The sequence below is a fragment of the uncultured Ruegeria sp. genome (assembly GCF_947489545.1).
In the GTDB taxonomy this organism is placed as follows: domain Bacteria; phylum Pseudomonadota; class Alphaproteobacteria; order Rhodobacterales; family Rhodobacteraceae; genus Ruegeria.
On sequence record NZ_CANLDZ010000007.1, the window covers coordinates 97,493 to 111,925 of the forward strand.

At 57.6% G+C, this 14,433-nt stretch carries 14 protein-coding genes and 1 riboswitch; of the genes, 3 read left to right on the forward strand and 11 right to left on the reverse strand.

Going from position 1 to position 14,433, the window contains the following annotated elements; translation table 11 throughout:
• Positions 1 to 6: 6 nt before the first annotated feature.
• Positions 7 to 1,575 (forward strand): L-aspartate oxidase, encoded by a 1,569-nt coding sequence (locus Q1B13_RS11865; protein ID WP_299080342.1) that lies wholly within the window; start codon positions 7 to 9, stop codon positions 1,573 to 1,575.
• Positions 1,572 to 2,420 carry a carboxylating nicotinate-nucleotide diphosphorylase gene (gene nadC, locus Q1B13_RS11870; RefSeq protein WP_298935099.1) on the forward strand — a complete coding sequence of 283 codons (849 nt, stop codon included), beginning with the start codon at positions 1,572 to 1,574 and terminating at the stop codon, positions 2,418 to 2,420. Before Q1B13_RS11865 ends, nadC begins: the two co-directional genes overlap by 4 nt.
• Positions 2,421 to 2,499: 79 nt before the next feature.
• Here the strand turns inward: nadC and Q1B13_RS11875 are convergent, their stop codons facing one another.
• Positions 2,500 to 4,911, reverse strand: coding sequence for a YbcC family protein (locus Q1B13_RS11875; protein WP_299080340.1), 2,412 nt, complete (start codon positions 4,909 to 4,911; stop codon positions 2,500 to 2,502).
• Positions 4,912 to 4,925: 14 nt separating this feature from the next.
• Positions 4,926 to 6,476, reverse strand: a complete 1,551-nt coding sequence (locus tag Q1B13_RS11880; RefSeq protein ID WP_299080338.1) for a proton-conducting transporter membrane subunit — start codon at positions 6,474 to 6,476, stop codon at positions 4,926 to 4,928.
• Positions 6,477 to 6,592: 116 nt separating this feature from the next.
• Between Q1B13_RS11880 and Q1B13_RS11885 the strand changes: the two genes are divergently transcribed.
• Positions 6,593 to 7,468 carry a LysR family transcriptional regulator gene (locus Q1B13_RS11885; RefSeq protein ID WP_299080334.1) on the forward strand — a complete coding sequence of 292 codons (876 nt, stop codon included), beginning with the start codon at positions 6,593 to 6,595 and terminating at the stop codon, positions 7,466 to 7,468.
• 35 nt (positions 7,469 to 7,503) lie between these two features.
• On the opposite strand, the gene Q1B13_RS11890 is transcribed toward Q1B13_RS11885, so the two are convergent.
• The 9 genes from Q1B13_RS11890 to Q1B13_RS11930 form a co-directional block, all read right to left on the reverse strand.
• Positions 7,504 to 8,514 (reverse strand): iron ABC transporter permease, encoded by a 1,011-nt coding sequence (locus Q1B13_RS11890; protein WP_299080333.1) that lies wholly within the window; start codon positions 8,512 to 8,514, stop codon positions 7,504 to 7,506.
• A gap of 1 nt (position 8,515) precedes the next feature.
• Positions 8,516 to 9,466 (reverse strand): ABC transporter substrate-binding protein, encoded by a 951-nt coding sequence (locus Q1B13_RS11895; RefSeq protein ID WP_299080330.1) that lies wholly within the window; start codon positions 9,464 to 9,466, stop codon positions 8,516 to 8,518.
• A 12-nt stretch (positions 9,467 to 9,478) separates the two neighbouring features.
• Positions 9,479 to 10,255: an ABC transporter ATP-binding protein gene (locus Q1B13_RS11900; protein WP_299080327.1), complete on the reverse strand. Its 777-nt coding sequence runs from the start codon at positions 10,253 to 10,255 to the stop codon at positions 9,479 to 9,481.
• Positions 10,252 to 10,608, reverse strand: coding sequence for a DUF1636 domain-containing protein (locus Q1B13_RS11905; protein ID WP_299080324.1), 357 nt, complete (start codon positions 10,606 to 10,608; stop codon positions 10,252 to 10,254). Before Q1B13_RS11905 ends, Q1B13_RS11900 begins: the two co-directional genes overlap by 4 nt.
• Positions 10,609 to 10,706: 98 nt before the next feature.
• Positions 10,707 to 10,917, reverse strand: a riboswitch (cobalamin riboswitch).
• Positions 10,918 to 10,962: 45 nt separating this feature from the next.
• Positions 10,963 to 11,466: a hypothetical protein gene (locus Q1B13_RS11910; protein WP_299080321.1), complete on the reverse strand. Its 504-nt coding sequence runs from the start codon at positions 11,464 to 11,466 to the stop codon at positions 10,963 to 10,965.
• Entirely contained in the window at positions 11,463 to 11,684 is a 222-nt protein-coding gene (locus Q1B13_RS11915; protein WP_299080317.1) for a hypothetical protein, read from the reverse strand. The genes Q1B13_RS11910 and Q1B13_RS11915 overlap by 4 nt, the downstream gene beginning before the upstream one ends.
• A gap of 134 nt (positions 11,685 to 11,818) precedes the next feature.
• Positions 11,819 to 12,484 (reverse strand): D-lyxose/D-mannose family sugar isomerase, encoded by a 666-nt coding sequence (locus Q1B13_RS11920; protein ID WP_299080312.1) that lies wholly within the window; start codon positions 12,482 to 12,484, stop codon positions 11,819 to 11,821.
• 18 nt (positions 12,485 to 12,502) lie between these two features.
• Positions 12,503 to 13,429 carry a carbohydrate kinase gene (locus tag Q1B13_RS11925; protein WP_299080309.1) on the reverse strand — a complete coding sequence of 309 codons (927 nt, stop codon included), beginning with the start codon at positions 13,427 to 13,429 and terminating at the stop codon, positions 12,503 to 12,505.
• A 39-nt stretch (positions 13,430 to 13,468) separates the two neighbouring features.
• On the reverse strand, positions 13,469 to 14,428 hold the full coding sequence (locus tag Q1B13_RS11930) for an ROK family protein (RefSeq protein WP_299080543.1): 960 nt from the start codon (positions 14,426 to 14,428) through the stop codon (positions 13,469 to 13,471).
• Positions 14,429 to 14,433 lie beyond the last annotated feature (5 nt).

Genomic DNA, 14,433 nt, shown 5'->3' on the forward strand with positions numbered 1-14,433 from the left:
TCGAAAATGACCGAAATCACGACGGACCGGGTTGTTATCGTAGGGGCCGGGCTTGGTGCGCTCTATGCCGCGCTGAAACTGGCGCCGCGACCCGTTGCTGTGATCTCACCTGATCCGTTGGGCGAAGGGGCCAGTTCCGCATGGGCCCAAGGTGGCGTGGCCGCAGCTATGGACAGTGCGGACAGTCCGGAAAGCCACGCAGAAGACACTGTAAAAGCCGGGGCAGGAACCGTCGTGCCCGATGTTGCAGATCTGGTGACCCGCGAAGCACGCGACTACATTCTCGACTTGACGACGATGGGCACACCTTTCGATCGCTCGGAAGATGGCGGCTATGTTCTGTCCCGTGAAGCCGCCCATAGTTTCGCCCGTGTTGCGCGGGTCAAGGGCGATCAAGCTGGCAGTGAGATCATGGCTGCCTTGATTGATCGTGTCCGGGAAACGCCGTCTATTCAGGTTCTCGAGGGCACAATTGCCGTTGGATTGGCCGTGTCGGACGGGCATGTGACGGGCGTCGCTGTTCAGGACGCTTCTGAGGATGGTTCGCAGACCGTGACATTGCGGGCCCCGGCGGTGTTGTTGGCCGGCGGCGGATCCGGTGGTCTTTATGCACTAACAACCAATCCCCCACGTATTCGCGGGCAGGTTATTGGCATGGCCGCGCGGGCCGGTGCGTTGATTGCCGACGCCGAATTTGTCCAATTCCACCCCACCGCGATGGACGTGGGCGAAGATCCTGCACCCTTGGCGACCGAAGCTCTGCGCGGGGAAGGCGCTGTTCTTATCAACAAACACGGCGCGCGTTTTATGCAGGCCATGCACCCAGACGCAGAACTTGCCCCACGGGACGTTGTTGCCCGCGCCATCTTTGCGGAGGTTCAGGCCGGGAACCGGCCCATGCTTGACACGCGCGCAGCCTTGGGCGAGCGGGTCAAAGACCTGTTTCCGTCTGTTGCTAGCTACTGTGCTCGCAATAACATCGACCCCGCAACAGACCCAATCCCTGTAGCGCCGGCCGCGCATTACCACATGGGCGGGATTGCGACCGACACTGAAGGTCGGGCCAGTCTTAGTGGCTTGTGGGTGTGTGGCGAGGCCTCATCAACGGGATTGCACGGGGCAAACAGATTAGCGTCGAATGGCCTGTTAGAAGCGTTGGTCTACGCCCGCATCTGTGCTGACGGCATAGCGGACACTTTGCCACCCGTTGCAGATGCGGATTTAATCGAAATTCAATTTGCCGACGGTAAGTCGCCCAACAAGGCCAAAGCGGTTGAAGACCTGCGCAAGACCATGACGCAAGATGTCGGGGTGGTCCGAGACCGCGCAGGGTTGACGCGGGCGTTGCAAGTAATCGAAGCGCTTGAGGCGGAACATGGCGATTGCCAGCAATTCCGCAATATGTGCGCCACCGCGACCTTGATTGCCGCAGGTGCCTTGGTCCGCGAAGAAAGCCGCGGCGCCCACGAGCGATCCGATTTTCCGGAAACGACCCAAGGGCCCGGCAAACGGTCTCGGATGTACCTGTCCGATGCACTCACCATTCGGGCCCAGGCCTGCAAGGAGCTAACATGAGTTTCTCAAACCTGCCTGATCTTGTCCTCGAACCGATGATCAAGGCTGCGTTGATGGAAGACCTCGGCAGCTATGGCGATGTGACGACACGCGCTGTTATTCCCGATGGCGTAACCTACCAAGCACGGCTGAACGCACGCGAGGATGCGGTTGTTTCCGGTATGCAAGTGGCGGAGATTGCCTTTCGGTTGGTTGATCCTTCGCTTGAAGTAAGTGCACATGCTCAGGATGGGGCTGCATGCCGTAAAGGCGATAACCTTATGACTATCTCGGGATCTGCCGCGTCCATCCTGTCGGGTGAGCGGGTCGCCTTGAACTTCGCCGGTCGGCTGACCGGAATTGCAACGCAGACGGCAGCATTCGTTGAACAAACCAAAGGTACTTCGGCCCGCGTGACTTGCACCCGCAAGACAACGCCGGGGCTTCGGATGGTTGAAAAGCTGGCAGTGCTGCATGGCGGTGGCTTCAATCATCGCTACTCGCTATCCGATGCAATTTTGATAAAGGACAACCACATCGCCGCAGCGGGTGGCATCCGCCAAGTATTGGATGCCGCGAAGGCGCAAGCCAGTCACATGATGGCTGTGGAGATCGAGGTGGACCGGCTGGACCAACTGGCAGAAGTGCTTGAAGTAGGTGGTGCCTCGGTGGTGTTGCTGGACAATATGGACAATGACACGCTGCGCGAGGCGGTTTCCATGGTGGACGGACGTATCAGGACCGAGGCCAGCGGCAATGTGACACTCGACCGAATCGCATCCATTGCTGCGACCGGGGTGGACTATATCTCATCCGGTGCGCTGACGCATTCTGTGCGGACAGTCGATCTGGGCCTGGATTTCTAAAAGGCATTGTTCTGACTTTTTCGCGCTCCGCTGTGTGAAGTTGGCCCGGGGACGCGTCGGGACCAACCAACTGGCACAACTATTCTGCGGCTATAGTTTGATGTTCCTCAGCACTGCTTGTCATCGGGACCCATTCCAGGTCGCGATGATAGCGCCATGCCAGATCGCCGTTCTCATCCATTGCAATCAAGTGTAGCCAGCGATTATCAAACAGAGCCTTAACACCCGAATGCCGTTCCAGGATGCCATTCATAGCTTCAATCGGGGCTTCGATGATAACGGACAGGCGCAGCGGCTCATGCTGCAGGTTTTCGCCATCATGAACCGACTGCCATGGCAGCCCGGGCCGCAATGACCCGCCATTTCCTTCAACCACGCCGATACCACCGACAACGTTGTGCAACAGCTTGTTGCCGCCACCAGACAGTTTGGGTGCGACGGTCGAACCGTAATATTGCAAGCTGATCCAGCTGGCGACCACGACTGGCGCGGTCATAATCAGTTCCAAAACTCCAAAACCTTCGTCTGCGCGCCAGTCGTAACTATGAAGGAATGATTGCCCAGCGAGGCCGACCCCGTCGGTCCGATTGCGCGGGGCCGCGATGAAGGCCCGGCATCCGGCCAATCCCCATTCCGGCCGCAACTCGGCCCAATCCACGGCGCGGCGCGCGATGTCGTCCGATTTGGTCGCACGCGGCAGTCGGTCGGCGCGTTCGGCCCGCGCCAAACGTCCGGCTGACTGTAACCAACCTTTCAGATTTTGAATTTCCTCTGCCTGCGCACCCTTACCGATATCCTGATCGAATAGAGTCACCTCATCGGTTGTCGTATGATGCAACGCTGGCAGGAACAGCGTATCCGTCGGAATATCGATGCCTGCCGCACGCAACCCGTCACGCACCGCGCCGTCATTTAACAAGCCAGCCAAAAGGCGCGCACTGACATCCCCTGCATGCCCTCCGCAGGCGCCGCATTGCAACGCACTTTCGTGCGGGTTGTTTGTGACATCCGCACCATGGCCAGTCAGCATGACAATTGGCGCGAAATTATCGGTCAGTGACATCGCTGTCAGTATGGATTTGGCCATATCAACACGCGTTGCCAGATCAATTGACGGGTCCAATTGCGGGGCGGGATCGATCCGGCCAGTCCCATTCTTCGGACCCATCGCATCGCGCAATAGTTTTCCAGCATAAACGGGGCCGGTGGCTTCGACAAAGGCGAACGATGATACTGCTGCCAGTTTGAACCGACCCCAAGCACGCTTGGCCCGCGCAGTGTACCGACGTTTGAGATCAGCGTGCTGATCCTCCGCCGCAGTTGAGGTGACATTTGGGTTCAACAGGACCGGTCCGCGCAGCTCGGTCACATCTGATCCGGCGGCCTTATGAGCACTGGCCAGCCCAAAAAATCCGGCAAAGCCAATTGTCTCAATACCGGCGCCCTGTGCTTCAAGCGCACGGCGGAACACTTCAGACCGTACGTCGATACAAAACACAGCCTGAACCAATGGGCGTCCTTCAGTTTTGCGAGGGTGATGCGCCGTCAGAGCTTCGCTAAGCTTCCTTTGCTGCGCCCGTTCTGTAGCGTCTTGCCAGATCGCGTCGACAGCCAAGTCTCGGGTCGGGGTAATAGGTGCTTCGTGCTGAGCGATTGTTTCGACCCAACGGGCCGAGATTTGATCCCGATATTGATTGAACAACGCCTCTTCAAACACCAGCCGAATGGCCAGTAGTTCCGTCGTTGTCGTTTCGGTCTGCCCTGCAAGCTCGGCTTGCCACAAGAGGTGGCGCGCATACTGCGCCCAACCGCCCAGCGTGATGAGCCAGCGATGAAAGGCTGTGCCTGCCGAGCCCGGCGTCACACCAAGGGTTTCACAGGCCCGGCCAATGGCGCGCCATTGTGATCTGTTGGTCCCGGCCACGAAGGCGCCGAATCCTTTTAGCCCATGAATTTCAAGTGTCAGATCACGCGAGGCAAAGTCACGCCACGCACTGAACGCCCAGCCTGTCCGGGCGGGCTGCCACAGCGCTTGCCCTTGATCAAAGTGACTGGCCGCCCAAGCGCCAATCCGTTCCTCAATCAATCCCGACCAATCGACGCCCGATACTTCGGTGGCAAGTTCAGCAACTGTAGGCAACGCTGCCATAGGTGCAGGTTCTGCGCCCAATGCAGCCTTCAGGTCCTCAAGGCTGGGAATATCAAACGGAGTGTCGATGGCCGTGCGCGCCTCGACCAGATCAGCATCCAACAGTTCACCTGTCCTGAGCTTTTGTGCCCAAACTGACCGATCTGGCGTGATACGTGTGCCAGCGACCCGCTCAAGGCGGGCCGCGGTCACGGCGAAACTCTCGTCTTGGTGTCCAAGGAACGGGTTCACGGCAACGCTTGACGCAAGTGGGAACAGTGGCGGTACCTGCCGGACAGCATCATTGGCAATTGCGACCAGTTCCAAAAGAGCGGCGGGATAGCTTTCGTGTTTCATATGCATCTCAAGTGGTCCTTTCACGCGGCCCGGTGCCTGGACCATCCGTCCAGCAGCCGATCAAAAATTGCGTTTGCGTACAGCCCGTTCGAAAGATGGACCCGTAAACCGGCGGCAGCCGGATGCGATGCCCAAAGCGGGAAGGTGGATTGTGCTAGCGCAACAGCGCCAAAGCTGACCAAGGCGAGAATGATCAGGGCCCATTCCAAGGGACCGGGGGCAGGGGTTGTTGGCAGAGTTCCTGCAGTCAGGTGTTGCGCGGCCATTTGGAGCACGAAGTAACTAACCGAGGTGACACTTGCATAGATCACAGTGCGGCGCGTCAGTGCGCCAGGTGCGGCATCGGCAAAGCCCTGCGCCAGCAAATACGCGACGCCAAAGATCAAGATCACACCCAGAGCGATCGCCTGAATTGACTTTCCGTCGATGCCAAAGATCGCGGCAACCACGCCGTATATGAGAATTCCAATCACAAATGCCTGCAGGACATTTCTTGGGCTTGGCACTGCAACCGGGCCGGGTTTGCGCGTTGCGGCCACATTGCGCACAGCCTCACCAGCGCTGAGGAAGGCGTGCGCCTTGTAGAGGGAATGTGCCACGATATGCAGCAGCGCCAGTGGAAACAGGGCCAACCCGCATTGCATGATCATGAACGCCATCTGCGCAATGGTGGACCAGGCTAGTGATGTTTTGACGGCAGGTTGTGTCAGCATCACGAGACCGCCGAACAGCGCGGTGAACCCGCCTAACATAACCAATAACGCCATGATCCCCGGCGCCACCAGCATGACATCGGCAAACCGGATCAACAGGAACCCGCCAGCATTGATGACGCCAGCGTGTAACAGGGCGGAAACCGGCGTAGGGGCCTCCATAACTTCCGTTAACCAGCCATGACTTGGGAATTGCGCTGACGCCAGGACAGCCGCGACGGCAATCAGCAGCGCGGCGGCTATGGTCAGTGCCGTGGGCTGCGCCGAGGACAAGATCGTGGTGATGTCCGAGGTGCCATAGACCAAAACCAGCAGTAGTACAGCACCCGCCAATGAGAGTTCACTGATCCGGGCGACGACTGCCTTTTTGCGGGCGGCGCGTTGCGCCGTGGTGCGGTCTGGATAGAACAGCAAGAGCTTGTGCAACGTCAGGCTTGTCACAACCCAGGTCGCTAGCAATTGGCTTAGATTGCCCGACATCACCAGCAGCAAAACCGCTGCCAGCGTGGCCGACATCCAGCCCATAAAGGCGCCCTGACGGGATTCTCCGTCCATGTAGGTTGCGGAATACCGAAGGACAATCCAGCCGATGAAACTGACTAGAACCAGCATTATGGCGCTGACCGCGTCCAGACGTACAGACAGGCCGATTCCCCACAATCCGATCAAGCTGGATGTCCCTGCGCCTTGGGTGATCAACAACAAAGCCGCCAAGGCCGACACTGCAAACGCTGCCAAGGCCGACCATTCTGACAGCTTTGGGACTATGCCGGGGCGCAAACCCGGATGTTTGCTGGCATACCAGGCTGAGGCCAGTAAGAACAAAGGGCTCAGCAATGGAAGAAACAAGTGGCTCATGATGTAGGTCCCTCAAGGTTTCGGGCTGCATCAGCCCGCCTAGCAGGACATATTTCGTAAGTATGATTATTAAAAATTCATTGTTTGGTTGATATCATTCTATTAGATGGAACGATATGCCACTGAATTATCATCACCTGAGGTATTTTTGGGCCGTCGCACATGACGGGAACCTGACCCGTACAGCACAACGTTTGAACCTGTCGCAATCTGCTTTGTCAGTTCAGATCAAGGATCTTGAAGAACGTCTGGGGCACCCTCTGTTCGAACGCCGGGGTCGCAAGCTGCACCTGACCGAAGCGGGCCGCATTGCGCTGGACCATGCGGACGCAATTTTCGCAACCGGCCAAGAACTTGTGGCCACTTTGCAAGACGCAGGAAACACAAGGCAAGCGCTGCGTGTCGGGGCTCAGGCGACCTTGTCACGGAACTTTCAGATCGGGTTTCTGCGGCCTATTTTAGGGCGAACCGATGTTGAGGTCATCTTGCGGTCAGGCAGCCCAAGCGAATTGCTCGAAGGGTTGGAAACGCTGAATTTCGATCTGGTTTTGATGAATCATGAACCCGCAAGCGACAGCTTGACCAAATTCGAAACCCATCATCTAGCAGAACAACCCGTAAGTATTGTGGGTACTCCGGCCCGGCTGGACCCGAAGCGGGCGATCAAAGATTTGCTGGCGGAACACCCTTTCATTCTGCCGACCACCAACAACAGTGTCCGCACGGCATTTGACGCAATGGCCAGCCGTCTTGCGGTTCGCCCGCAGATCGCGGCCGAGGTTGATGACATGGCGATGATGCGTCTTTTGGCCCGAGAAGATATCGGGCTGGCCCTGGTCGCGCCGATTGTGGTTCAGGATGAGCTGTCCTCGGGCCGGCTGGTTGAGGCGCAAGAGCATCCGCGCATCAAAGAAAACTTTCATGCGGTGACATTTCGGCGGCGTTTTCCAAACCCGTTGATCCAGCTGTTGTTGGCCAACAATTTGTCCTGATCGAGTTGTTTCTGGCCGGGTTCGAACCGAGATCTTCAATCGGTACGTGCTGATTTGAACAAGTACAAAAACACAAACAGCGATCCGATGGATGTCGTCACGATCCCCACGGGCAGTTCCTGTGGAGCCAGCAAAAGGCGCGACAGAATATCGGAGAGGGTAAGCAAGATCGCCCCAACAATTGCGGATGCAATCAGAAGGTTACTGTGCAGGGTTCCGGCGATCCCACGTGCGATATGAGGCACCATGAGGCCAACGAACCCGATTACCCCGGCAACCGAAACGAAACTTGCCGTTGCCAAAGCCGCCACGAAGAACATGCGAAAGCGCAAACCCTGAACCGGAATGCCCAGTGTGGCGGCCGTGAAATCTCCGGTCAGCAGCGCATCCAGCCAGCGGCTGCGGTACAATGCGTAGCCAAGGATCAGCCCAAGCCCGATGAGTACCAGCGGAAACGTCTCCCACCGGGCCAACCCCAGTCCGCCAAGCATCCAGAAGATCACCGAATGTGCAGCGCGGCTGTCGCCCGCAAAGATCAGGTAGTTTGTGATTGCCGAAAACAGGAACGAAACGGCCAGGCCAGCTAGGATCAGCTTTTCTGGCGCGCTGGTGCGCAGCCCCTGAACCAGTGCAAGCACGATAGCGGATGCAATCAAACCGCCGCAAAATGCAGCAAGGGGCAAGGTCCAGATGCCCAGTACATCACCAGTGACGGTGATGACCAAAACAGCCCCAGCCGCCGCGCCCGAAGACAGTCCAAAAAGGAACGGGTCCGCCAGATCATTGCGTGTCGTGGTTTGCAACACCACGCCGACAACGCCCAAACCTGCGCCAATCACGGCCGCAAACAAGGCGCGCGGCAAGCGCAGGTCGAAGACTATTCGGTGCAGGGGCGACATTTCACCTTCGGTCAGGCCGGTTCCCAATCCAATAGCTGCCAACACGTCCGAAACTGGGATCGGTGTGGTGCCATAGATAGTGGACAACAGCAAAAGGGCGGTCAGAACGACCGCCCCCAGCCCTACTATCCGGCCTGTATGGCCCATGTCAGTTGATTTCCGGGTGCATCGCCCGCACCATTTTCTCGATGGCTTCGATATTCGCCGGCCCGGGCGTCAGTTCTTCGTATCGCAACCCGATCCAGCGCTCGTTCTTGACCGCATCGGTTTGCGACATCACTGGATGGTCCTGAAGAAATTTGAACGTATCCGCCGCCCCATTGCCGGTTTGGTAGTCCAACAACACCAGAAACTCGGGGTTTGATGCGGCAACAGCTTCCCACGAGGTGCGGCCCCAGCTGGTGTCCAGATCGTGGGTGACGTTTTCGCCACCGGCGGCAGCGATCATCGCGTCAGGTATGGCAAACTTGCCTGCCGTAAAGGGCGCGTCCGCCGGACCGTCCAACAGGAAGACGCGAGGCTTTGCCAGATCAGCGGTCCGTGTTTCGATGTCCGATAGCTGATCTTTCCATTCGGTGACCAGCGCTTCGGCCTTGTCTTCAACATGCATGACCTTGCCCAGGCGCAATACATCGTCAAACAGAAGGTTCATGCTGGCGTCGGGGCGATCCTTGTCCAGATGCACGCAGCTTTCTGTCAGGATCATGGTTTTGATGCCAAAGGGCGCCAACGTGTCGGGCGTCACGTCGCCACCTGGCTTCATGCCATAGTACCAACCGGCGAAGAACAGATCCGGCTCGACAGCCACCAAATTCTCGATCGTGGGGTATTTTGGGGCAAGTTCAGGGATTTCGCCACGCAGCGCATCAAAATCTGGGCTGGTTTTGTACCAACCCGTGATCCCGGTCAGACCAACAATCTTGTCTTGCAGACCCAACGCAAAGGCCATGTCGGTCATATTCATATCGTGCACAACCAACCGCTCGGGCATTGTGTCAAACACCAATGGCTCACCGCAGTTGTCCACGGACATTTCGTGCGCCGCTGCACCGTTGGCCAGGCCGGTGATCAACGCCACAGGCCAGAGTTTCTGCATCATGATAAACTCCTGTTATGATGTCAGTTTTCGTTTTCGGATGTCGAGTGCCGGGATCAAGCGGCCTTCATGCTGGAAGCACAAATAGTCCACTCCAAAGGTGTCCCGGACGCGATCCGGGGTCAGCACTTCAGTCACAGGCCCGAACCCTGTCAGACGGGTGGTTTTCATCAACGCAACATGGGTGGCAAACTCGGGGATCATGACCAGATCGTGGACAATCATGACCACTGTCACACCCAAATTTGCGACCAATGAGAGCATATGCCCCTTGGCGTCCGGATCCAGGTGATTGGTTGGTTCGTCCAGGAACAGCAGCGACGGGTTTTGCGCCAGGGCACGCGCAATATGCGCGCGCTGCCGTTCGCCGCCTGACAGCATCCGCATTGATTTACCGGCCAAATGGGTCAGCTCGGTTATCGCAAGAACCCGGTCCAGATCTGCTTTGTGGTCAGCCGCTGACCGGTCAGCCTGAATGGGTATTTGGCCCAGTGCAACGTAGTCCCGCAGCCTCAAGCGGCCGTCCGGCAATTCCTGTTGGCCGACCACGGCAATGGTCCGCGCCCTTTGCTGCGCTGACAAGCTACGTAGGCTTTGGTTGCGGATACGCACATCGCCCAGGGCAAGCCGTTCAACACCGCATAACAGGTTCAAGAGGGTGGTTTTCCCGGCACCGTTTGGTCCGGCGATGGCCAGAACCGCGCCCTCGTCGAGATTGAAGGACACGTCCTTAAGCAGGACGTCGCCATTCAATGCATAATATCCAAGGCCTTCGGCGGTCAAAAAGCTCATGACCCGTTCTCGGCAGGCAAACATGGCAACCGCGAGAGTGTTTTGGTGAGCAGGGCAGGCGGGCGCTCGGACGCGCTGGTCCAACCGTCCTCACTGTCGAGATACTGATGGGCAAACTCGGCCACTGCGGTCAGATCCTTTAGGCTTGTGATTTCACCGAAAAGATACTGCGCTTTCTGCTTCGCCTGTAGGCCAACAGTCATGGGCCGTTCACACCCTGCCATGCATGCGATCAGTCGCGTCGCAAATCCGGTTGGCAGCTGCTCATCCAGCAGTTTTTGCGCTGTTTCAGCCGCCACTGGTCCCTGGCAGGTTGAGCAGATTAGTACAAAGTGGTCAGGAGTATCGGACATAGCAGTCCCCGCCACTCAAAAAATGCGGACAGAAAGTGCAAGTCTTGTGAACACGCAGACGCGCCATCATAGCCTCCTTCCAGGACGCCCCGCCCCGGGTTGGTTGAACATCTGATGGCAGGTCTCCTGACTTGCGGGTCGTCGCTTGGCCAACCTTCCCGACCCTCTGGGCCAGTGGTGATTTGGCGTCGCTCACCGCCTACAGTTGCGGGGGCAGTCACGGAATTGGCCCGATTGTCGTGGGCCGCACCGCATTCCCATTTTCATCCCCAAGGAAAACCTAAGGGAACCATCCCGGCCAGCTAGTCTGGTGTCGCATCGATTGTCAAGCGTCAGGTCATGGCCAGCGCGGCGTCACTGAACCACACGTAGAGAAGGGCGTCGTGTCGATTGCCTTTGGTGATCGCCGCTGATGGGAAACCGGCTGGCCAATGTCAGCCCGGCTTGAAGCAGATGTGCATCGGGATACCCACCGGTAACCTGACCAACGGCGTCTCGCGCAGCGGGTGTTTCATCGCGTCGCATGTGATGTAGCATTTTCAGCAACGCTCTCTCATCACAAGTGACTTCCCGCCGGTCTTCCAGGCTCAGAGGATCTTTGAAAGCCAGCCCGTCAGTTCGGCAATGCAAGGCGGCCTTGATGACTTTGAAAACAAGGTGCGCAAGATTGAGGCCCTGATCGTGCCCCCACTTTTCGATTGCGACCGAGTATGCATGTTGCCAGGCTTGGGTTGTGGGCTCCGAAAAGCTGAGGATGAAATGCCGCATGACGGGAAGAAGGCCCCGTTCGAAATCATCGAAATCCCGCGATGCATTGGGTGCGCGCGCTTCGCTTTGTCCGGAGGTGGAGAAACTCATGCGCGCCGCCTTTCCGTTTTTACTGAATGGTTGGACAGGCTTTGAACGTTTTCGGGCAGATCGCATTCGGCGATTGGGGTTTCCCGCCGCGGTGATGCTGCGTGGGCTGGGAATCTGAGGGCGGCCTCAATTGCCTGCGGCAACTTTGGCTTCAGCGCACATCCGTGGCGGCTGGCGATAGTATCCATGGCCAATAGGTCGGTGAGTGTTTTTGTCATTATCGTCTCTCGGTCTCTGGTCCTTGACCGGGCGTGATTCCGAGGGATCTGACTGGGTCACACGTTATCTGACAAAAAGAGTCGGAAATGACAAGAGGAGTTGCGTCGCAAATTTACCCAGCTTCAGGCTTGGGTCAGTAGTCGGCGACCAGCAGGAAATCGGGATCAGTATCTTCCTCGATCGTCGCAAAGCGGGGGATTGGCTCTTCGAAAACGTTGTCCGTGCGATCATCGTTAACGGTAGAAACCTCTCCGATGAGGCAATCGCCGTGTTCCGCCCAGAAAGCATGCCAAATGCCGGGCATCAGCGTCACGCTTGCGCCGGGTTTCAAACGCAGGAGTTCGCCCGGCTGAATTGTCACCGGGCAGCCATCGCTTGGGACGGTCACGGGGTTGTCACGATCGACACCCCCATCTGGGTTCGATGGATAGACTTCCATGACCAGATCACCGCCACCGCGATTGATAATATCCTCGGCCTTGATGACATGACGGTGCATCGGTGACAGCTGTTTATCACGTGAAATCAAAAGCTTTTCAGCGTATAGCATACCACGACCTTGGTTCAGGTCGCCAACGTCTCCGTTGCGCAGGGTGAACAGGAATAGACCGAGGTCATCAAATTTTCCCTGACCATAGTCGGTGATGTCCCAGCCCAACCCGCGTTCGCGGATATTTTCCGCCTTGGGGCCGCGCATTTGTTTCGGAGACCAGTCCGCGAACGGTGGTAGAGCAAAACCAAAAGACTGGATGAAGCTATGGGCCTCAGCTTTGATGCGGTTGATGTCGGATCTTTTCATTGTGCTTGCCTCACCAGATCAAAGCTCATGAGCCCACGGTGGGTTTGCCCCGGCACGGGATACGGTTACCCCGGCAATTTTGGTGCCCAACGCAAGGGCTGCGCGCAAACTGTCGGCGGTCAGACCAAGTAAGCCGGATTTGCTCAGGTGGCCCGATCGGTGTAGTTCTGCAACAACCCCAGCATTGAACGTATCGCCTGCGCCAACTGTGTCCACGACCTGCACGGGTTTGACTGGAACAGAGGTCTCAGTGCCATCCGCCAGATAACCCGTTGCCCCGTCGCCGCCCCGTGTGACAATGACCACCGAAGGCCCAGCCTGAAGCAACAGTGGTACCTTTTCAGCGTGGCTTTCGGGGCCTGGGATAATCCAGTCCAAATCCTCGTCAGATACTTTGATCATGTCGGCCTGCGCCACCATGCGGTTCAGGCGCGTGCGATACCGGGTCTGGTCCTTGATGAACCCAGGCCGAATATTCGGGTCCAGCATAACCGCACTTTCTGATCCATGGCGATGCAACAGGGCAGCATAGGCGTCGGCGCAAGGCTCGCAAGCCAGGCTGATTCCGCCGAAATATAGCGCGGACACAGACGAAAGCTGGGTCGGCATATCTTCGGCTTGCAGCATCCGACCTGCGGTGTTTTCGTCAACAAAATTGTACGAGGCTTGCCCGTCCTGCAGTTGGACAAAGGCCAGGGTTGTGGGGCGGTCTGAGGTGATGACATGCGATGCATCCACGTGGCTGGCCTGTAACGAATCTGCCAATTGTTGTCCGAACATGTCCGAAGACAGCCCCGTCAGCATTCCCACCGGCGCACCCAACCGTCCCAACGCAATGGCCGTATTGAAGATCGCCCCACCGGAATGCGGAACAAAACCGTTTGCGCCCGAAACCGTTGGTTCGGCGATCATGTCGATCAGGGCTTCACCGCAGCACAGGATCATCCCGGGGTCCTCTTCTGAAATATGTATGAGGCGGCAAGCTTACCGCATAAGCGCATTTTTGCAGAAGTTGTTAGCGCCAACAATGCCAAATTCAGGTTGCTCTGAAACATAAAGGTTCATTGACTGACGCAGCTCACTAAAACGGCCACCGCCGTTAAACGCCTCGCGAAACTCACGGCCAAACAACCAGCGGTTTTTTTCCGCGACGCCACCGACCAGAAATACGCCCCCTGTAGGCATCAGAGTGACAGCCATGTCACCCATCAAAGCACCAAGATGCGTCGTGAAGATCTGGGCCGCTTGCACCGCCACTGCATCAGCCCCGCTGCGCGCATCTTGCAAGATTTCTTTTGCGGACCTGAGCGGTGTATCGCATTGACCGGCCGCCATACCTGTGGCCTGGTATAAGATCGGCAACCCAGTGCCACTTAGAAACATCTCGGCTTCCAGCGCCAGACTGTCACCAAAAAAGCTATTTGGCGCGATGCAACGGGCTGCATCAAAAATTTCAACTTCTTCGCGATGACGAGGCGACAGACCGACATGCCCGCCTTCGCCGGACACGGTATGATAATGACCTTCTGAATAGAGCAGCGCCCCAACGCCAAGCCCGGTCCCGGGCCCGACAACCAGTCGTGTGCCAGCCGGGGGGGTGGCTTCCCCTTGCAAAACGGCGACCTCTGCGCTGGTCACTTCGGCGACCGACCATGCGGCCGCCGTGAAATCGTTGATCACATAGGTATGTTTGGCGCCGGTCGCTTCGTGCAGTTCTGCTTCGGACAGATCCAGATTCGCGTTGGTCAGGCGAATAGTTCCGCTCCTGACCGGGCCTGCTCCGGCGGCGACAACGGCCTGAGGATCGGTCCCAATCTCGTCGCGCAAACTGTGCAGGGCATCCAGGAGATCCGGCAATGTGCCGGTGGGGTGTCTGCGAAGATCGGTCAATAGACCGTTTGAGACAACACCTAGGCGGGTGTTCGTGCCACCAACATCCGCCACCAGAT